Raw genomic sequence first — 20,156 nt, 5'->3', positions numbered from 1 at the left:
AAAATACTGCAAATTCAATAAATTGTAGAAACTTTGTAGGTCTGATAAGTGCAGCGCATCAGGCAATGTAGCGTTTGTCATCAGTCTCAAGCCCGCTGTGCGGGCTTTTTTGTGCCGGATGGCGCTACGCTTATCCGACCTACTTGATCACTGCATCCCGTAGGCCCGTTAAGCGCAGCGCCACCGGGCACGTTTGATATTTGAAGCCAATTTCGGTAGTGTCATTGCCGCTTAATACACACTGCAAGGAATATGCCGCTCATGTTGTCGGGACTGCTGATCATTCTTGTACCCCTGATTCTGGGTTACCTGATCCCCCTCACCCATCGCCCTACACTCCAGCTGATTAATCGTCTTCTTAGCTGGATTGTTTACGTCATTCTCTTTTTGATGGGCGTGAGCCTGGCTTTTCTCGATAATCTGGCCAGTAATCTGTTGGCTATTTTCTACTATTCCTCTATCAGTATTGTGGTTATTTTACTGTGTAATATTGCAGCACTTTTCTGGCTCGAAAAGTCTCTGCCCTGGCGTCACCACCATCAGCAGGAAAAATTACCTTCGCGACTGGCAATGGCACTGGAATCATTAAAGCTGTGTTTTGTAGTGGTCGGTGGTTTTGTCGTGGGTTTAAGTGGCCTTTCATTTTTACAACACGCGACTGCCGCCAGCGAATATACGCTTATTTTCCTTTTGTTCCTTGTGGGTATTCAACTGCGCAATAGCGGCATGACGCTAAAACAGATTGTCCTCAATCGCCGTGGGATGATTATTTCCGTGGTGGTGATGGCGAGTTCTTTAATTGGTGGAGCGATTAATTCCCTGATTCTCGGTCTGCCGTTAAAAACCGGGCTGGCGATGGCGTCCGGATTTGGCTGGTACTCCCTTTCCGGCATTATGACCACCGATGCTTTTGGCCCGGTAATTGGCAGCGCCACCTTCTTTAACGATCTGGCACGCGAACTCATTGCCATTATGCTCATTCCAGCGCTGGTGCAGCGTAGCCGCTCTACGGCACTGGGTTTATGCGGTGCGACGTCAATGGACTTTACTCTCCCCGTTCTTCAGCGCTCCGGCGGCGTGGAAATGGTGCCGCCCGCGATCGTTCACGGCTTTGTGTTGAGCCTGCTGGTTCCCCTGCTGATGGCCTTCTTCACCGCCTGATACCCCCATGGCGGTAGCCTTTGCTGCCGCCAAAATTGCGCTAAATCAACCTCCCTGTAACTAGCGATAAAAACCGCTTTTCATGCACATGGCACAGGCTTACCCTTAAACATGTATATTAAATATAACTTTAAAAGGTGTGACCATGTTTTGTGTGCAATGTGAACAAACCATCCGTACTCCGGCAGGAAACGGCTGCGCGTACTCGCAGGGTATGTGCGGTAAAACCGCCGAAACGTCCGATCTTCAGGACCTGTTGATTGCCGCTCTGCAAGGCCTCTCCGCATGGGCGGTGAAAGCACGTGAATACGGCATTGTCGATCATGCAATTGATAACTTTGCGCCGCGCGCCTTCTTCTCCACGCTGACCAACGTTAACTTCGATTCTCCCCGCATCGTCGGCTACGCACGTGAAGCCATCGCCCTACGTGATGCACTAAAAGCCCAATGCCTGGCCGTTGATGCCAGCGCAAGCGTGAATAACCCGATGGCCGATCTGCAACTGGTCAGCGATGATTTAGGTGCACTGCAACAGCAGGCCGCTGAATTTACCCCGAACAAAGACAAAGCTGCGATTGGCGAGAACATCCTCGGCCTGCGTCTGTTGTGCCTGTACGGTCTGAAAGGTGCGGCAGCTTACATGGAGCACGCGCACGTTCTCGGTCAGTACGACAACGATATCTACGCGCAGTATCACAAAATCATGGCGTGGCTGGGCACCTGGCCTTCCGATATGAACGCTCTGCTGGAGTGCTCAATGGAAATCGGCCAGATGAACTTCAAAGTAATGAGCATTCTGGATGCCGGTGAAACCACCAAATATGGTCACCCGACGCCGACTCAGGTGAACGTCAAAGCGACCGAAGGGAAATGTATTCTGATTTCCGGTCACGACCTGAAAGATCTCTACAATCTGCTGGAACAAACCGAAGGCACCGGCGTTAACGTCTATACCCACGGTGAAATGCTGCCGGCACACGGCTATCCGGAACTGCGTAAATTCAAACATTTGATCGGTAACTACGGTAGCGGCTGGCAAAACCAGCAGGTGGAATTCGCCCGCTTCCCGGGTCCTATCGTGATGACCTCTAACTGCATCATCGACCCAACTGTTGGCGCATACGACGACCGTATCTGGACCCGTAGTATCGTCGGCTGGCCGGGCGTGAGCCACCTTGAAGGCGACAACTTCGGGCCGGTTATTGCCCAGGCACAGCAGATGGCGGGCTTCCCGTACAGCGAAATCCCGCACCTGATCACCGTTGGTTTCGGTCGCCAGACACTGCTGGGCGCCGCCGATACCCTGATTGACCTGGTGAGCCGCGAAAAACTGCGTCACATCTTCCTGGTCGGCGGCTGCGATGGCGCGCGCGGCGAACGTAACTACTTCACCGATTTCGCCACCAGCGTGCCGGACGATTGCCTGATCCTGACCCTGGCGTGCGGGAAATACCGCTTCAACAAACTGGACTTCGGCGATATCGAAGGTCTGCCGCGTCTGGTGGATGCCGGTCAGTGTAACGATGCATACTCCGCCATTATCCTGGCGGTGACGCTGGCGGAAAAACTGGGCTGTGGCGTCAATGACCTGCCGCTCTCGCTGGTACTCTCCTGGTTCGAACAGAAAGCGATCGTCATTCTGCTGACTCTGCTGTCTCTGGGCGTGAAAAACATCGTTACTGGCCCAACCGCACCGGGCTTCTTCACGCCGGACCTGCTGGCAATCCTCAACGAGAAGTTTGGTCTGCGTTCTGTGACCACCGTTGAAGAAGATATGAAGCAGCTGCTGAGCGCGTAAGGAGTAAATAATGACGATGCCAACCCCTCAATGTCCGTGGCGGATGCAGGTACACCACATCCACCAGGAAACACCGGATGTGTGGACGCTGTCACTGCTGTGCCATGACTACTATCCGTATCGCCCAGGTCAGCATGCGCTGGTGAGCGTGCGTAACTCTGCCGATACCCTGCGCGCGTATACCCTCTCATCGACGCCGGGCGTGAGCGAATACATTACGCTGACCGTTCGTCGTATCGACGATGGCGCAGGCTCCCAGTGGTTGACCCGCGATGTTAAACGCGGCGATTACATCTGGCTGTCTGAGGCGATGGGTGAGTTTACCTGTGACAATGAGCCGAACGACCGTTTCCTGCTGCTGGCAGCCGGTTGCGGGGTGACGCCGATTATGTCGATGCGTCGCTGGTTGGCAAAATATCGCCCGCAGGCCGACGTGCAGGTGATTTTCAACATTCGCTCACCGCAGGATGTGATTTTCGCAGACGAATGGCGCAACTATCCGGTCACCCTGGTTGCAGAGAACAACGCCACTCACGGTTTTGTCTCTGGCCGTTTGAGCCGCGAACTGCTGCAAAGCGTGCCAGATATCGCTTCCCGCACCGTGATGACCTGCGGCCCCGCGCCGTACATGGACATGGTGGAGAAAGAGGTGAAAGCGCTCGGCGTGACTCGTTTCTTTAAAGAGAAATTCTTTGCGCCGGTGGCGGACGCCGTTAACAGCGGTCTGAAGTTCACCAAACTGCAACCGGCGCAGACGTTTTACGGCCCGGTGGGTACGACGCTTCTGGAGGCGATGGAAAGCAACAACGTGCCGGTACAGGCCGCTTGCCGCGCAGGCGTGTGCGGCTGCTGCAAAACCAAAGTGGTATCGGGTAATTACACCGTGACCAGCACCATGACGCTGAGCGAGCAGGAAATCGCCGACGGCTACGTGCTGGCGTGCTCCTGCCATCCGCAGGGTGATTTAGTCCTGGCGTAAGGCTGGCTTGCAGTACAGAAACAGATACGGCCATCGGAAACGGTGGCCGTTTTTTTAGTGTTCGCAACAATGCCTTACTGCCAGGCAGACCCTTTTGCCAGGGCGTATTTCCCTGCGCCCAAGAACGCTATCGCCATCCCACCGATAAAGTAATAGACGATGCTTTCAATCGCCCATGCCCCCACAGCGTCCAGCGCAAAAGTTTTCCCCATTGCCACCATCAGCCAGGCAACAACCATGGTAAATGCCAGCACCAAAGCGGAAAGACGCGTCAGAACGCCGAGGATAATCAAAACGGGCGCAACAACCTCACCGACTAAAACGCCGTAAGCAATAAACCCCGGAAATCCTTTCGCTACCAGCATTGCGCTAATACCGTCGATGCCCGCAAACAACTTATGCAGGCCATGAAACAGCATCAATCCGCCTACAGCGAGGCGTAACAACAGCTTGCCAAAATCCTCATGGGATAACATCCGATTAAACGATCCTTGCACCGTCGCAACCATCTGAACTTTCTCCTTATTCTTCCCTGTTATACGTCTTATCCTCGTTTGTAGTGAGGAGAAGCCGCTGCGGCCGGAAGCATAATCATTATCTTCATCTAAACTTGTAACCGGTATCACAATTAAGGAGATGGAAAACCATGAAACAAACGGTTGCCGCTTTTATTGCTAAAACACTTGAACAAGCGGGAGTGAAACGGATTTGGGGAGTAACCGGGGATTCCCTGAACGGGCTAAGTGACAGTCTCAACAGAATGGGGACTATCGACTGGATGCCCACACGTCACGAAGAGGTCGCCGCCTTTGCCGCCGGCGCAGAAGCGCAGCTTACCGGCGAACTTGCCGTCTGCGCGGGGTCATGCGGGCCAGGCAACCTGCATTTAATCAACGGCTTGTTTGATTGCCACCGCAACCACGTGCCGGTGCTGGCAATAGCCGCTCATATTCCGTCGAGCGAAATCGGCAGCGGCTATTTCCAGGAAACGCACCCCCAGGAGTTGTTCCGCGAATGTAGCCACTACTGCGAACTGGTTTCGTCACCCGACCAAATTCCTCAGGTACTGGCCATTGCCATGCGCAAAGCCGTGCTCAATCGCGGCGTATCGGTGGTTGTGCTTCCAGGCGATGTGGCGCTGAAGGCCGCGCCGGAAAGCGCCAGCAGCCACTGGTACCACGCTCCGCTTCCGGTTGTGACGCCCGCCGAAGAAGAACTTGATAAACTGGCGCAACTGCTGCGCTACTCCAGCAACATCGCCTTCCTGTGCGGCAGCGGCTGTGCCGGGGCGCATAAAGAGTTGGTCGAATTCGCGGCCAAACTGAAAGCACCGATTGTTCACGCCCTGCGCGGTAAAGAGCACGTCGAGTACGACAACCCTTACGATGTGGGCATGACCGGGCTGATTGGCTTTTCATCAGGCTTCCACGCCATGATGAACGCTGACACGCTGATCCTCCTCGGCACACAATTCCCGTATCGTCCGTTCTACCCAACAGATGCCAAAATCATCCAGATTGATATTAACCCCGCCAGCATTGGCGCGCACAGTAAGGTTGATATGGCACTGGTCGGTGATATCAAATCGACGCTTCGCGCCCTGCTGCCGAAACTGGAAGAGAAAACCGATCGTCGATTCCTCGATAAAGCGCTGGAGCACTATCGCGACGCGCGCAAAGGGCTCGATGACCTTGCCAAACCCAGCGATAAAGCGATTCACCCGCAATATCTGGCGCAACAAATCAGCCATTTCGCTGCCGATGATGCCATCTTCACCTGCGATGTTGGCACCCCCACCGTCTGGGCCGCGCGTTATCTGAAGATGAACGGCAAACGCCGCCTGATTGGTTCGTTTAACCACGGCTCGATGGCAAACGCCATGCCGCAGGCGCTGGGCGCACAGGCGACTCACCCCGGTCGCCAGGTGGTGGCAATGTGCGGCGACGGCGGCTTCAGCATGCTGATGGGCGATTTCCTCTCCGTGGTGCAGATGAAACTGCCGGTGAAAATTTTCGTCTTTAATAACAGCGTTCTCGGCTTTGTGGCGATGGAAATGAAAGCGGGCGGTTACCTCACCGACGGCACCGAGCTGCACGACACTAACTTCGCCCGTATCGCCGAAGCCTGCGGTATTTCAGGGATCCGCGTGGAAAAATCGGCTGATGTCGATGAAGCGATTCAGAAAGCGTTCAGCATCGACGGACCGGTACTGGTCGATGTGGTGGTCGCTAAAGAAGAGCTGGCCATGCCGCCGCAGATTAAACTGGAGCAGGCCAAAGGCTTCAGCCTCTATATGCTGCGCGCCATTATTAACGGACGCGGCGATGAAGTGATGGAGCTGGCGAAAACCAACTGGCTCAGGTAAAACTATCGACATTCTCCTCAGTTACAAGGAAATGTCATGATCGATTTACGCAGTGATACCGTTACCCGGCCGAGCCGTGCCATGCTCGAAGAGATGATGGCCGCCCCGGTTGGGGATGATGTTTATGGCGACGATCCTACCGTCAATGAACTCCAGCGCTACGCTGCCGATCTTGCCGGAAAGGACGCCGCCCTCTTTTTACCCACGGGCACCCAGGCGAATCTGGTGGCGCTCCTCAGCCACTGCGAACGCGGCGAGGAGTATATCGTCGGTCAGGGTGCGCATAATTATCTGTATGAAGCCGGCGGCGCGGCAGTGCTGGGCAGTATTCAGCCGCAGCCAATTGACGCCGCTGCCGACGGCACCCTGCCGCTCGATAAAGTCGCAGCGAAAATTAAAGCCTATGATATCCATTTTGCTCGCACCAAACTGCTGAGCATTGAAAACACGCATAACGGTAAAGTGTTACCGCGAGATTATCTGCGCCAGGCGTGGGAATTCACCCGCGAGCGCAAGCTGGGGCTGCACGTCGATGGCGCGCGCATTTTCAACGCCGTGGTGGAATACGGCTGTGAACTGAAAGAAATTGCGCAGTATTGCGATTCGTTCACTATTTGTCTCTCGAAAGGTCTCGGCACGCCTGTCGGCTCCTTGCTGGTCGGCAATCACGACTATATCAAGCGTGCGATGCGCTGGCGTAAAATGACCGGCGGCGGAATGCGTCAGGCCGGGATTCTGGCCGCCGCCGGGCTTTATGCACTGAAAAATAACGTCGCGCGTTTGCAGGACGATCATGACAACGCCGCCTGGCTGGCAACACAACTGCGTGAGATCGGCGCGGACGTAACGCGTCACGACACCAATATGCTGTTTGTCCGCGTGGGTGACGCGCAGGCAGCGGCGCTGGGTGCGTATATGCTTGAACGTGATGTGCTGATCAACGCCTCGCCGGTAGTGCGTCTGGTGACGCATCTGGACGTCAGCCGCGAGCAGCTCAGCGACGTCGTCAGCCACTGGAAAGCGTTTTTAGCTAAATAAGGAGAATGACGTGCCGCAAACCGTTTTAGTCCTCGGTGCAAGTGGGTATATCGGCCAGCATCTGGTGGCGGAACTGAGCGCGCGCGGGTACACCGTGGGGGCGGCGGCGCGGCATATCGAACGTCTGGAAAAGCAGCAGCTTCCCGGCGTGACCTGTCACTCGCTCGATCTTGAATGGCCGGTTTCCCTTCCCGCCCTGCTTGAGGGCGTGGATACGCTCTATTACCTGGTACACGGCATGGGTGAGAGCCGCGATTTTCTCGCCCATGAACGCCAGGTGGCGCTCAATGTGCGCGATGCGCTACGCCAGGTTCCGGTTAAACAGATCATCTTTTTAAGCTCATTACAGGCTCCCGCGCATGAACAATCTGAGCACCTGCGCGCCCGTCAGGCCACCGGGGATATTCTGCGTGAAGCGGGCATTCCGCTGACTGAACTGCGCGCGGGGATCATCGTCGGCGCGGGCTCTGCCGCTTTCGAAGTGATGCGCGATATGGTTTACAACCTGCTCGTACTGACACCGCCGCGCTGGGTGCGTTCGCGCACAACGCCGATTGCACTGGAGAACCTGCTGGTGTATCTGGCGGGGTTGCTGGAGCATCCAGCCTCAGAGAATCGCGTCTTAGAAGCGGCTGGCCCGGAAGAGCTGACCTATCAGCAACAGTTTGAGCGCTTTATGGCGGTAAGCGGGCGTCATCGCCCCTTAATTCCCATACCTTTTCCGACAAGCTGGATCTCGGTGTGGTTCTTAAATGTGATCACCTCTGTGCCGCCGACAATTGCGAAAGCGCTGATCCAGGGTTTAAAGCACGATCTTCTGGCCGACGATCGCGAACTGCGTGCGTTGATCCCGCAGAAATTGATAACGTTTGATGAAGCCGTACGCCAGACGCTGGAAGAAGAAAAGAAGCTGGTGAACTCCAGCGATTGGGGCTACGACGAACACGCGTTTGCCCGCTGGCGGCCCGAATACGGCTATTTTGCCAAACAGGCAGGTTATACGGTTAAAACCCTGGCAAGCCTGGCGGCATTGTGGCAAGTGGTGAATCGGCTGGGCGGTCGCGAAGGCTATTTCTTTGGCAATATTCTGTGGAAAACGCGTGCTGCGATGGATTTGCTGGTAGGGCATAAACTGGCAAAAGGCCGCCCGGCGCACGCACGGCTGAAAACAGGCGATAGCGTCGATAGCTGGAAAGTGATTATCGTCGAGCCGGAGAAACAATTGTCACTGCTGTTCGGTATGAAAGCACCGGGTTTGGGGCGACTCAGTTTTACACTGGTGGATAAAGGCGACCATCGTGAACTTGACGTTCGCGCCTGGTGGCATCCACACGGTATGCCAGGATTACTCTACTGGCTGTTAATGATCCCCGCGCATCTGTTCATTTTTCGCGGTATGGCGCGGCGAATTGCCAGGCTTGCAGAAGAAATCACGGGCAAAAAAGAGGCATAAGCTCATTTCTTCTTAGTTTCCCATTGCATGAGAGTGAAATTCACGGAAAAATGCGCACGAAATTCTTTTTACACAGTGGATCGATATGAAGGTACTGGTTACCGGCGCGACCAGCGGGCTCGGCAGAAATGCCGTCGAGTATTTGCGCAACAAGGGCATCAGCGTCAGAGCGAGCGGTCGCAATGAGGCGATGGGCAAACTGCTGGAGAAAATGGGTGCGGAGTTCGTCCACGCCGATTTAACGGAACTGGTCTCTTCTCAGGCGAAAGTGATGCTCGCCGGTGTCGATACGCTGTGGCACTGCTCCAGCTTTACTTCTCCGTGGGGAACCCAGGAAGCGTTTGATCTCGCAAACGTGCGCGCCACGCGCCGTCTGGGCGAATGGGCCGTGGCCTGGGGCGTGCGCAACTTTATTCATATCTCCTCTCCGTCGCTCTATTTCGATTATCACCACCATCGCGATATCAAAGAAGATTTTCGTCCGCACCGTTTTGCCTGCGAATTTGCCCGCAGCAAGGCAGCAGGTGAAGAAGTCGTGCAACTGCTGGCGCAGGCTAACCCAAATACGCGCTTTACCATTCTGCGTCCGCAAAGCATTTTTGGGCCGCACGATAAAGTGTTTATCCCGCGTCTGGCGCAAATGATGCACCACTACGGCAGCGTGCTGCTGCCGCGCGGCGGCCATGCGATGGTCGATATGACTTATTACGAAAACGTGGTGCATGCCATGTGGCTGGCCAGCCAGCCGCAGTGCGACGGCCTGCCTTCTGGCCGCGCGTATAACATCACCAACGATGAACCGCGCACCCTGCGCAGCATTGTCGAGCGTTTAATTGACGAGCTGGATATCAAGTGCCGGATCCGTTCCGTACCCTACCCGATGCTGGATATGGTGGCGCGCAGCATGGAACGCTTTGGCAATAAATCCGCTAAAGAGCCGGCTCTCACCCATTATGGCGTTTCGAAACTGAACTTTGATTTCACGCTGGATATCACCCGCGCGAAAGAAGAGCTGGGTTATGCGCCGATTGTTACGCTGGACGACGGTATCGTGCGCACCGCCGCGTGGCTGGAAGATCACGGGAAGCTGCACCGCTAGTGAAAATGCCCGATGGCGCTTTGCTTATCGGGCCTACAACGAGCAGTTAATGTCGGCCGGGCAAGCGCAGCGCCCCCGGCAAAAACCATCACCCCTGCCCATATTTCTCCAGCAATGCTTCCGCTATCGCCTGAGTTTGCGCATCCGCCACGCCATTCCACAGCGTCGGGCGGAAGTGCATCTGGAAGGCCATAATCACCCTTTTCTGCTGCGCGGGCGTCATATCCGGCGTCACGTCGTAACCGTAGCGTGACAACAGATCGAGCAACCCGGCAGTATCAACAGACTGATACGGCGAGCGTCCGTTCAGGTAAAACGCGACCCGATGTGCGTCCGGCCAGGCACCAATGCCCTGCGCGGCAAGCTGCTGCCACGGGAAGAGCGGGCCGGGATCATCTTTGCGCTGCGGGGCAATATCGGTATGCGCCACCACGTTTTGCGGCTGGATGTCGTATCGGGCGATAATATCTTTTGCCAGCGGGATCAGCGCATCAATTTGAGAAGGTGAGAATGGCGCAAAATGCTTCACACCCGCTGTTTTCTGCCAGCCGCGGTTCTCAAGCTCAATCCCCACCGAAGTGTCGTTAATCCGCGTCGCCCCTCGCCAGAAGCTGATCCCGGCATGCCAGGCCAGTTTATCTTCCGGCACTAATTGCCAGATGCGCGGTTTGCCGTTGTGGATTGGCGGCACATCGGGGATGAGATAATGCGAGCTGACATGTTTGTCCGTGAGTGTCGCCAGCGAGACGTCAAAATCGTCCGCTGTGTAGTGAATCACCAGCACTTTTACGCGTGGATACGCGGCCTGCGCCGGATGGCGGGTATCAAGCTGATACCCGGTTTTATCTATTACGCCCTTTTCGCCCGCGCAGCCCACTAAAAGCCCCGCGAGTAAAGCCAGCGTCAGGAAGCGTTTCATCGGCGCGTTTTCACCGCCGTGCCGCTGACGCTCACCATCAGCATGCTGCTGTCTTTGCCGACGGTTTCATAATCGATGTCGATACCAACAACGGCATCAGCCCCCAGCGCTTTTGCCTGCTCGCCCAGTTCCTGAAAAGCGATTTCACGCGCTTTACGCAGCTCTTTTTCATAGGCACCGGAACGACCGCCCACAATGTCACGAATACCGGCGAAGAAATCGCGGAAGATATTGGCCCCGAGAATCGCCTCACCGGTGACCACGCCGCAATATTCCACAATGGTCTGGCCTTCCAGCGTCGGGGTGGTTGAGAATTGCATCGTTGTACTCCTTCTTTTAACGTTCAATGCCTTAGCGCAAACTGTCCTCTCCCATTATCGGACCGATGCGCTATGCTTGGAAAGGGATTATACACGTCATCCTTCAAGCTACCTCTGCGTTGGCTGCAGTCGTTCACCCCGGTCACTTACTCATGTAAGCTCCCGGGGATTCACTCCCTTGCCGCCTTGATGTAACTTGAAGGATTTAGTGTAAACATCATAATCGTATACACAAATCCTTCAGACTGCATCGCACAAACGACACGTTTGAAGGAGGATGTGTTGAGCTGCTTAAAAGGAAAAATTATGCGCTACTCCACTCTTGCACTCCTTCTCCCTGGCGTCATGCTGCTGAGCGCCTGTACCACCGTGACGCCAGCCTTTAAAGATATTGGTACACGAAGCGGGCCCTGCGTGGAAGGCGGGCCGGACGCCGTGGCACAAAAGTTTTACGATTATCGCATTCAGCACCGTAATAATGACCTTGCGGCACTGCGCCCTTACCTGAGCGACGATCTGGCAAAAGTGCTGAATGACAGCCGCAGCGACGCCAGCCACAGTGCGCTGTTGCAGTCCGATCCGTTCTCCAGCCGCACAACGCCTGCCGATAGCGCCAGTGTCGCCAGTGCGTCCACAATCCCAAATACGGATGCACGAAATATTCCGCTGCGTGTGACTCTCAAGCAGGGTACGCAAAGCTGGCAGGACGAAGTGCTGATGATCCGCGAAGGCCAGTGCTGGGCGGTTGATGATGTGCGTTACCTTGGCGGCAGCGTCCACGCGCCAGCCGGAACGCTGCGCCAGTCGCTTGAAAAACGTTAAGTCTTCCCCGCTATTCCCCTGTCATGGGTAAATTGTCTGGCATTCCGTGAGGAATGCCGACATTTCCGCCTTCCGCCTCGCCCACCCAACATTTTGTGCTAACTTTAAGTGTAACGCTGGTTTATATTTAAGTTTTAACGCACAAATATTGCATAACTATTCTGTCAAAGGTACTATTTGCGGCCTCAATTGCTGAAAACCTTCGAGAATTTAGCAACATTTTCATTACATGATGAGCGGGCAAAGCCGGGTTGAACAGAAGGTTATTCTGTCTAAGCCTCCGGATACCGCAGCAACTGAGTGAGCCGCTGAACGGACGTTCAGGGTAAGTACCTACAGCTAACGCATCTTGACGAGTATCGATGAGCATTAAATTAAACGGCATTAACTGCTTCTACGGCGCGCATCAGGCGCTGTTCGACATCACGCTTGAGTGCCCGCAGGGTGAAACCCTGGTACTGTTGGGGCCAAGCGGCGCGGGTAAGAGCTCGCTGCTGCGCGTGCTGAATCTCCTTGAGATGCCGCGCTCCGGGACGCTGAGCATCGCCGGTAATCACTTTGATTTCGCCAAAGCACCGTCGGATAAAGCCATTCGCGAACTGCGCCAGAACGTCGGCATGGTGTTCCAGCAGTACAACCTCTGGCCACACCTCACCGTGGTGCAAAATCTGATTGAAGCGCCCTGCCGCGTGCTGGGCCTGAGCAAAGAAAACGCGATGGCGCGCGCCGAGAAACTGCTCGAGCGTTTACGCCTGAAGCCCTACAGCGATCGTTATCCGCTGCACCTTTCGGGTGGTCAGCAACAGCGTGTGGCGATTGCCCGCGCGCTGATGATGGAACCGCAGGTTCTGCTGTTTGATGAACCGACCGCGGCTCTTGACCCGGAAATCACCGCCCAGATCGTCAGCATCATTCGCGAACTGGCGGAAACCAACATTACTCAGGTGATCGTCACCCACGAAGTGGAAGTGGCGCGTAAAACCGCCAGCCGCGTGGTGTACATGGAAAACGGCTATATCGTTGAACAGGGCGATAACAGCTGCTTCACCCAGCCACAGACTGAAGCGTTTAAGAATTACCTTTCTCACTGAAGAGACCCGGGACAATGACCATGAAAAAAGTACTGATTGCCGCACTGCTCGCAAGCGTAAGCCTTTCTGCTGGCGCCGCTCAGACCATCCGTTTCGCAACCGAAGCGTCCTATCCTCCGTTCGAATCGATGGATGCCAACAACAAGATTGTTGGTTTTGACGTCGACCTGGCGAATGCGCTGTGTAAAGAGATTGATGCCACCTGCACCTTCTCTAACCAGTCCTTCGACAGCCTGATCCCAAGCCTGAAATTCCGCCGCGTAGACGCGGTGATGGCAGGGATGGACATCACGCCTGAGCGTGAAAAACAGGTGCTCTTCACCACTCCGTATTACGACAACTCGGCGCTGTTCATCGGCCAGCAGGGTAAAGTCGCCAGCATTGATGCGCTGAAAGGCAAGAAAGTGGGTGTGCAGAATGGCACCACTCACCAGAAATTCATCATGGATAAACATCCGGAAATCACCACCGTACCGTACGACAGCTATCAGAATGCGAAGCTGGACCTGCAAAACGGTCGTATCGATGCAGTCTTCGGTGACTCAGCCGTGGTGAACGAATGGCTGAAAGCCAACGCCAAACTGGCCGCCATCGGCGACAAAGTGACGGATAAAGACTACTTCGGCACCGGTCTTGGCATCGCGGTTCGTCAGGGCAACACCGAGCTGCAGCAGAAATTCAACGCAGCCCTGGAAAAAGTGAAAAAAGATGGCACTTATCAAACCATCTACAGCAAATGGTTCCAGAAGTAAGATCTGATGAACGAATTTTTTCCATTAGCAAGCGCCGCCGGGATGACCGTCGGCCTTGCCGTTTGTGCTCTGGTCATTGGGCTGGCGCTGGCGATGTTCTTCGCGGTATGGGAGTCAGCAAAATGGCGCCCTGTCGCGTGGGCGGGCTCCGCTATCGTGACCATTTTGCGTGGGCTGCCGGAAATTCTGGTGGTCCTGTTTATCTATTTCGGTTCCTCACAGCTGCTGCTGATGCTGTCGGACGGCTTCACGCTTAACCTTGGCGTGGTGCAAATTCCGGTACAGATGCAGATCGAAAACTTCGACGTTAGCCCGTTCCTGTGCGGCGTGATTGCGCTGTCGCTGCTTTATGCTGCCTATGCCTCGCAAACCCTGCGCGGCGCGCTGAAAGCGGTGCCAATTGGCCAATGGGAATCTGGCCAGGCGCTGGGCCTGTCGAAAGCGGCGATTTTCTTCCGTCTGGTGATGCCGCAAATGTGGCGTCATGCGCTGCCGGGGCTCGGTAACCAGTGGCTGGTGCTGCTGAAGGATACCGCGCTGGTGTCGCTGATTAGCGTGAACGATTTAATGCTGCAAACCAAAAGTATCGCCACGCGTACGCAGGAGCCGTTTACCTGGTACATCGTCGCAGCGGCGATTTACCTGGTGATCACCCTGCTCAGCCAGTACATCCTCAAACGCATTGACCTGCGTACCACTCGCTTCGAACGGAGACCAGGCTGATGCTCGAGTATTTACCGGAACTGATGAAAGGGCTGCACACCAGCCTGACGCTAACCGTGGCGTCTATTGCCGTTGCGCTGATCCTGTCGCTGATTTTCACCATCGTTCTGACGCTGAAAACGCCGGTGCTGGTCTGGATTGTGCGCGGTTATATCACCCTGTTTACCGGCACACCGCTGCTGGTGCAAATCTTCCTGATTTACTACGGCCCGGGCCAGTTCCCGTCGTTGCAGGATTATCCGGGCCTGTGGCATTTGCTCTCTGAACCGTGGCTGTGCGCGTTAATCGCCCTCTCGCTGAACAGTGCCGCGTATACCACTCAATTGTTCTACGGGGCGATTCGCGCCATTCCTGATGGGCAGTGGCAATCCTGTAGCGCGCTGGGAATGAGCAAGAAAGATACGCTGGCGATTCTGCTGCCGTACGCGCTGAAACGTGCCTTGTCTTCCTACTCAAACGAAGTGGTGCTGGTCTTCAAAAGTACCTCTCTGGCCTACACCATCACGCTGATGGAAGTGATGGGCCATGGGCAGTTGCTGTATGGTCGCACCTACGACGTGATGGTCTTTGGCGCGGCAGGCGTAGTCTATCTTATCGTTAACGGTCTGTTGACGTTGCTGATGCGTCTGATTGAGCGAAAAGCGCTGGTGTTTGAGCGCAGAAACTGATGACGCTGATTGCATAAAGGCACAATCACAGAGCGGGCAACCTTCTAAGTTGTCCGCTTTTTTTTATATTCAATAAAATAAAAAATCATTTTTATTGAATATAAATTCAAAAACAGGCAGGATGTATTCATGCCACACGCAGGGCAGCATCTTTTAATTTTGACAGACGGGAGCCTTACCGATGAAAAAGTTTGTTCTGGCCGCATTACTCGCCACCTTCGCCGCTGGCGCCAGCGCCGCAGATAAAATCAACTTTGGCGTTTCCGCAACCTACCCACCGTTTGAGTCGATGGATGCCAGCAATCAGATTGTCGGCTTTGATATCGATCTGGCGAAAGCGTTGTGCAAACAGATGCAGGCAGAGTGCACCTTCACTAACCACGCGTTTGATAGCCTGATCCCGGCGCTGAAATTCAAAAAATATGACGCCGTGATTTCCGGTATGGATATCACGCCGGAACGTAGCAAGCAGGTGGCGTTCACCGAACCGTACTATGCCAACTCCGCGCTGGTGATCGCGAAGAAAGATACCTATAAAACCTTCACTGACCTGAAAGGCAAACGCATCGGGATGGAAAACGGCACCACCCACCAGAAATACCTGATGGATAAACATCCGGAAGTGAAAACCGTGGCCTATGACAGCTACCAGAACGCGATTATCGACCTGAAAAATGGCCGTATTGATGGCGTATTTGGTGATACCGCGGTGGTGAACGAGTGGCTGAAAACTAACCCGCAATTGGGCGCGGCGACCGAGAAAGTGACCGATCCGCAATACTTCGGCACTGGTCTGGGCATCGCGGTTCGTCCGGATAACAAAGCCCTGCTGGAAAAACTGAACGGCGCGCTGAAAGCGATTAAAGCTGATGGCACCTATCAGAAAATCAGCAATCAGTGGTTCCCTGAGTAATCGCTCTTCGCCGGATGGCGGCTGCGCCCTATCCGGCCTACAAAGGATTCACATCCGTAGGCTGAATAAGACAACGCCGCCATCCCGCAATTACCGCCCGCACGGAAGCCAAAACCGAAAACACGCCCCGCCCGTTGATTCCTCCAGCCCAATGCCCCCACCGTGTAGCTCCAGCATTTTTTTTACGATCAGCAAACCTAACCCACCGCGCTTCTCGCGCGTTGCCTGCTGACTGAGCGCCGAAGGACGCACAAAAAGCTGTTCCCGCACCGCCGCATCAATGCCCGGCCCGCTGTCGGCCACTTCCATCTGCAACCGTTCCTCCTGCTGCCAAATCTTCAGGCGGATTGTTCCACCCGGCGGCGTATGACGAATCGCGTTATCAAGCAAATTGGTGACCACGCGCTCCACCATCGAGAGATCGGCGTTGATCAGCGGTAAATGCCCGGGGATCTCCGTCTGTAAGGTGATTTTGCGTGTCTCAAGGGGAAGATCAAATTTCTGCACCACATCGGAAACCAGTTCGCTCAGGGCAAAACGCTCCCGCTGCGGCTTAATTGCCCCATGCTCCAGCCGGGCCAGCTCAAACAGCTCCTGTGAAAGGTGACGTACTTTGTGCCCCTGGCGCAGGGCGATTTCCAGATAATGCCGGGATTCTTCTGGCGTCAGCGTAGCGGCTTTCATTGACAGGGTTTCGAGATACCCCAATAACGAGGTCAACGGCGTACGCAGGTCGTGCGAAATATTGGCGATAAACTCACGGCGCTGGCGATCGCTGTCAGCCAGTTCATCCCACTGCGAGGCAATCTTACGTGCCAGCTCAATAAACGTATTGCGCAGCAACGCCACTTCATCGCCCGGCTCATCGACCGTCGGCTGGGCGGCGAGATGTTTAATCGCGCTAATGCTGTCCTGATCGATACGGCTGGCTTCGCGCGTTAAGGCATTCACCGGACGGGTCACCCACTGACGCACCAGCACCGCCACCAGGCCCCCAACGGCCGCCACTAACAGCAGCGCCCACAGCAGCGTGCTCCACAGGGTCTTGTACCAGGCATTTTCTGCCAGTGCGTTGAGTTCTTCACCCTGCAAAATGATATACAGATACCCGCGCAGTTCACCGTCCTGACGAAGCGGTGCGGCGCTAAAGACTTTATGCTTATCAGCACTGCGCGGGTCATCGCCATACACCGGCATCGCGGCCTGATTCAGAAACTGTTCTACGGGTGCGAGCGCGACGCGCTGGCGTTTGATATGCCCGGGCGGCGCGGCATCGGCCAGAATCTCGCCGTCGGGCGAGATAACATAGAGTTCCACGCTGGGATTAAAGGTCATCAGACGGTCAAATAGCGGTTTTAGCATGTTGCGATCCACCCTGCCCTGCGCATCCATGAGCGGCTCTCTGCGCACAATTTGCTGCGCCAGATTCCCCGACAGCCGCTGCACCATGGCATTACCAAACTGCATGCTGCTGTAGAGTTGCACTGCCCCGGCAATGGTCGCGCACAACACCAACAGCAGAATAAACAGCAGCGTTAAGCGCTGGCTCAGGCTAAGTTTCACTTTCATGCCGGGCCTCCAACAAAACGATACCCTTTGCCCCACACGGTCAGAATGATTTCCGGCTCGGCGGCGTTATGTTCTATTTTGACGCGCAGGCGGTTAATGTGTGTATTCACCGTGTGTTCGTAGCCTTCATGCTGATAGCCCCACACCTTCTCCAGCAGATCAAGGCGCGAGAAAGTCTCCCCCGGATGGCGGGCGAAGAACCACAGTAAATCGAATTCACGCGGGGTGAGATCGACCAGATTACCGCGCAAACGCACACTGCGCGCCAGCGGGTCGATCACCAATCCATGGGCCATAATGGTGCCGCTGGTTTGCTGCACATCCTGCCCCATTGCCTGCTGGCGGCGGAACAGCGCTTTAATACGCGCCACCAGCTCCTGCACCGAGAACGGCTTTGCCAGATAATCATCGGCCCCGGTTTCAAGGCCCAGAATGCGTTCCGTTTCGCTGCTGCGCGCGCTAATGATAATCACCGGCAGATAGCGCCCGCGCTCACGAATACGCTGGCAAATCGTCAGCCCATCGACGTTAGGCAGCATTAAATCGAGGATAACCATATCCCATTGCGTCTGCTCCAGGCGCTGCAACGCCCTGCCACCGTCCTCTTCATGGACGATGGTATAGCCTTCATCTTCAAGGTTGAGTTGCAGCAGCGTGGCGATATCGCGATCGTCTTCCACCAGCAGGATCTGTTTTGCCGTCATTAATCAGTGCCTTTTCCATCTCTTCTAAGATAAAGCTTACCTGATTTCCACCCGACAAAAGTTCACATTTTGTTTAACTTCCGCTTTTTACCAGCAGCGTAAGCACTTCGTAATGGGCAGTATGCGGGAACATGTCGAACAGCTGAACCCGCGCGATGTGATAACCCGGCAGATTAGCTATATCTTTTGCCATCGTCTGGGCGTTACAGCTGGAGTAGATAATAAACGGCGGGGCCATCTGGCTTAAGTAATCGCACAGCGCTTTACCAATGCCCCGTCGCGGCGGATTGACCAGCACCAGCTCGGGCACGTCACCCTGGGCGGTGGCAAACTGCGTGGAATCAAGCGCCTGAAACTGAAGCTTAGTGAGCCCCAGTTGTGCCGCAGATTGCTTCGCACAGGCGATGGCTTCCGGGGCAATTTCGATACCGGTAAGCGTCATCTCCGGTGTCGCGCAGTGCAGGCCAAAGCCGCCGACGCCACAGAAGAGATCCCACATGTGCGTGACCGGCAGTGCGCGCACCCAGTCGCGCGCCGTCGCGTATAAGGCGCTGGCAACAGTCGGGTTGGTCTGGAAGAAACTTTGCGGACGGATCCACAGCGGCACGCCATTAAACGTTTCCGCCAGCGCCTGCTGTTCGGTAAAGAAGATCTCCTGCTCGCCTTCCATGATCGCCATGTGTACCGGCTGAATATTGGCGGTGATTACTTTTAGCTGCGGTAACTGCGCCTGTAAGGCTGGCAGCGCGGCGCGCAGTTGTTCAAGCTTACTTTCTGAGCGCAGCACAAAGCGCAGCATCATGCCGCCATCGCGCTGGCTTTCGGTCAGCAGCAGATACTTCAGCTCGCCACGTTTACGCGCGACGTTATAGGGCGTCAGCCCGGCGCGGGCAATGAACGGCTTGAGCGCGGCGAAAACCGGCGCGAAAGAATCGGGATACAGCGGGCAATCGGTCAGGTCAACCGGTGTGCCGTCGCGGTGCAGCATGCCCAACAGCGGTTTTTCCACGCTGCCGCTGACCACCATTTTGGCTTTATTACGAAAACCCTGCTCCGGCCCGCTGACGGGTGCGCACCACGCCTCTACCGCCTGCCCGGCCAGCAGCGTGTGGAGATCGTTCATCTTAGCGGCGAGTTGATCGTTTACCGGCTGTTCAATCCACTGACAGGAGCGACAGCGACCCGCGTCATAAAGTGCGCACTGCATACAAAGACCTTCAGAAATTCAGGGGCGGCGATTGTATCATCGTTATTGGAAGCGGAAAAACCGTCGACTGTGTGCCGGGACAAAAAGCAGGAACAGGACTAGCATATCCGGCATTTTCTGCATCACCAGCGAACGGAATATTTCACGTTTTGATTCCCCGGCGATGCTGAACAGTTCCGGGTATCCATAACCCAGCGAGGCGGCCCATAAATAGCTGGCAGCGATAATTTGCGTCAGCAGATAGAGCCAGCGCGCCCAGTTGCGCCCTTTCACCACCGAAAACGCACACCAGATCTCAACAAACACCAGAGTCAGGCTCGCCAGAAACACCAGCGTCAGGTTCCAGGTTTGCACGCTGCGATGAATAAAATCAAGGAGCCCGCGCAAACCCAGCAGATTAAAAATCATCAACAGATCGAGGCAGCGAATCAAAATAATGGCGAGCGCGGCCACCTGCACCAGAGCAGGAACGTTTAAGCTGGCATGTGAACGGCTGGTTTTAGCAAAGAATCCCAAGATGTCGTCTTCCGTGAAAACGATTCCCTGCTGACAGGGAACCGAATACAACCTTGCTT

The 20,156-nt window shown here is 55.2% G+C and carries 20 protein-coding genes; 13 read left to right on the top strand and 7 right to left on the bottom strand.

The annotated features are described in order from the left end of the window. The first annotated feature begins 261 nt into the window (after positions 1-261). From NMC31_RS01790 to hcr, 3 genes are all read left to right on the top strand, one after another. On the top strand, positions 262-1,161 hold the full coding sequence (locus NMC31_RS01790) for a LysO family transporter (RefSeq protein WP_149461483.1): 900 nt from the start codon (positions 262-264) through the stop codon (positions 1,159-1,161). Positions 1,162-1,306: 145 nt separating this feature from the next. Continuing rightward, entirely contained in the window at positions 1,307-2,959 is a 1,653-nt protein-coding gene (gene hcp, locus NMC31_RS01785) for a hydroxylamine reductase (protein WP_253896745.1), read from the top strand. Positions 2,960-2,969: 10 nt separating this feature from the next. Further along, positions 2,970-3,938: an NADH oxidoreductase gene (gene hcr, locus NMC31_RS01780; protein WP_253896744.1), complete on the top strand. Its 969-nt coding sequence runs from the start codon at positions 2,970-2,972 to the stop codon at positions 3,936-3,938. 74 nt (positions 3,939-4,012) lie between these two features. Here hcr and NMC31_RS01775 read toward each other — a convergent pair whose 3' ends face one another. Continuing rightward, complete coding sequence (locus NMC31_RS01775; protein WP_253896743.1) at positions 4,013-4,447, bottom strand: DoxX family protein; 435 nt, start codon at positions 4,445-4,447, stop codon at positions 4,013-4,015. Positions 4,448-4,584: 137 nt separating this feature from the next. Here NMC31_RS01775 and poxB point away from each other — a divergent pair, with 137 nt between their 5' ends. From poxB to NMC31_RS01755, 4 genes are all read left to right on the top strand, one after another. After that, positions 4,585-6,303, top strand: a complete 1,719-nt coding sequence (gene poxB, locus NMC31_RS01770; RefSeq protein WP_253896742.1) for a ubiquinone-dependent pyruvate dehydrogenase — start codon at positions 4,585-4,587, stop codon at positions 6,301-6,303. 36 nt (positions 6,304-6,339) lie between these two features. Further along, positions 6,340-7,341 carry a low-specificity L-threonine aldolase gene (gene ltaE, locus NMC31_RS01765; RefSeq protein WP_253896741.1) on the top strand — a complete coding sequence of 334 codons (1,002 nt, stop codon included), beginning with the start codon at positions 6,340-6,342 and terminating at the stop codon, positions 7,339-7,341. Between the two features lie 10 nt (positions 7,342-7,351). After that, the gene (locus NMC31_RS01760; protein ID WP_253896740.1) at positions 7,352-8,794 is read left to right on the top strand and encodes an SDR family oxidoreductase; all 1,443 of its coding nucleotides are present in this window, start codon (positions 7,352-7,354) and stop codon (positions 8,792-8,794) included. An 85-nt stretch (positions 8,795-8,879) separates the two neighbouring features. After that, the gene (locus NMC31_RS01755; RefSeq protein ID WP_253896739.1) at positions 8,880-9,893 is read left to right on the top strand and encodes a 3-beta-hydroxysteroid dehydrogenase; all 1,014 of its coding nucleotides are present in this window, start codon (positions 8,880-8,882) and stop codon (positions 9,891-9,893) included. Between the two features lie 88 nt (positions 9,894-9,981). Here the strand turns inward: NMC31_RS01755 and NMC31_RS01750 are convergent, their stop codons facing one another. Continuing rightward, entirely contained in the window at positions 9,982-10,812 is an 831-nt protein-coding gene (locus NMC31_RS01750; RefSeq protein ID WP_253896738.1) for an N-acetylmuramoyl-L-alanine amidase, read from the bottom strand. Continuing rightward, positions 10,809-11,132: a heavy metal-binding domain-containing protein gene (locus NMC31_RS01745; RefSeq protein ID WP_108474624.1), complete on the bottom strand. Its 324-nt coding sequence runs from the start codon at positions 11,130-11,132 to the stop codon at positions 10,809-10,811. Before NMC31_RS01745 ends, NMC31_RS01750 begins: the two co-directional genes overlap by 4 nt. Before the next feature lie 306 nt (positions 11,133-11,438). On the opposite strand from NMC31_RS01745, the gene NMC31_RS01740 reads away from it, so the two are divergent. The 6 genes from NMC31_RS01740 (at position 11,439) to artJ (ending at position 16,101) form a co-directional block, all read left to right on the top strand. Further along, the gene (locus NMC31_RS01740; protein ID WP_149461473.1) at positions 11,439-11,954 is read left to right on the top strand and encodes a lipoprotein; all 516 of its coding nucleotides are present in this window, start codon (positions 11,439-11,441) and stop codon (positions 11,952-11,954) included. A 362-nt stretch (positions 11,955-12,316) separates the two neighbouring features. Next, positions 12,317-13,045, top strand: coding sequence for an arginine ABC transporter ATP-binding protein ArtP (artP, locus tag NMC31_RS01735; RefSeq protein WP_149461472.1), 729 nt, complete (start codon positions 12,317-12,319; stop codon positions 13,043-13,045). A gap of 20 nt (positions 13,046-13,065) precedes the next feature. Beyond that, complete coding sequence (gene artI, locus NMC31_RS01730) at positions 13,066-13,797, top strand: arginine ABC transporter substrate-binding protein ArtI (RefSeq protein WP_149461471.1); 732 nt, start codon at positions 13,066-13,068, stop codon at positions 13,795-13,797. A 6-nt stretch (positions 13,798-13,803) separates the two neighbouring features. Then, positions 13,804-14,520, top strand: coding sequence for an arginine ABC transporter permease ArtQ (gene artQ, locus NMC31_RS01725; protein ID WP_149461470.1), 717 nt, complete (start codon positions 13,804-13,806; stop codon positions 14,518-14,520). Further along, a complete protein-coding gene (artM, locus tag NMC31_RS01720) occupies positions 14,520-15,188 on the top strand; it encodes an arginine ABC transporter permease ArtM (RefSeq protein WP_149461469.1) in 669 nt (222 codons plus the stop codon). The genes artQ and artM overlap by 1 nt, the downstream gene beginning before the upstream one ends. 181 nt (positions 15,189-15,369) lie before the next feature. Next, a complete protein-coding gene (gene artJ / locus NMC31_RS01715; protein ID WP_253896737.1) occupies positions 15,370-16,101 on the top strand; it encodes an arginine ABC transporter substrate-binding protein ArtJ in 732 nt (243 codons plus the stop codon). A gap of 90 nt (positions 16,102-16,191) precedes the next feature. Here the strand turns inward: artJ and NMC31_RS01710 are convergent, their stop codons facing one another. The 4 genes from NMC31_RS01710 to NMC31_RS01695 form a co-directional block, all read right to left on the bottom strand. Next, positions 16,192-17,670: a sensor histidine kinase gene (locus tag NMC31_RS01710; protein WP_253896736.1), complete on the bottom strand. Its 1,479-nt coding sequence runs from the start codon at positions 17,668-17,670 to the stop codon at positions 16,192-16,194. After that, a complete protein-coding gene (locus NMC31_RS01705) occupies positions 17,667-18,374 on the bottom strand; it encodes a response regulator transcription factor (RefSeq protein WP_253896735.1) in 708 nt (235 codons plus the stop codon). Before NMC31_RS01705 ends, NMC31_RS01710 begins: the two co-directional genes overlap by 4 nt. Before the next feature lie 73 nt (positions 18,375-18,447). Further along, a complete protein-coding gene (gene rlmC, locus NMC31_RS01700; RefSeq protein ID WP_253896734.1) occupies positions 18,448-19,581 on the bottom strand; it encodes a 23S rRNA (uracil(747)-C(5))-methyltransferase RlmC in 1,134 nt (377 codons plus the stop codon). Between the two features lie 42 nt (positions 19,582-19,623). Beyond that, on the bottom strand, positions 19,624-20,121 hold the full coding sequence (locus NMC31_RS01695) for a YbjO family protein (RefSeq protein WP_253896822.1): 498 nt from the start codon (positions 20,119-20,121) through the stop codon (positions 19,624-19,626). Positions 20,122-20,156: the final 35 nt, after the last annotated feature.

The sequence above is a fragment of the Pseudocitrobacter vendiensis genome (assembly GCF_943590815.1).
In the GTDB taxonomy this organism is placed as follows: Bacteria; Pseudomonadota; Gammaproteobacteria; order Enterobacterales; family Enterobacteriaceae; genus Pseudocitrobacter; species Pseudocitrobacter vendiensis.
Note: the sequence above shows the minus strand (reverse complement) of the source record. Positions and strands in the feature narration are given on the sequence as shown.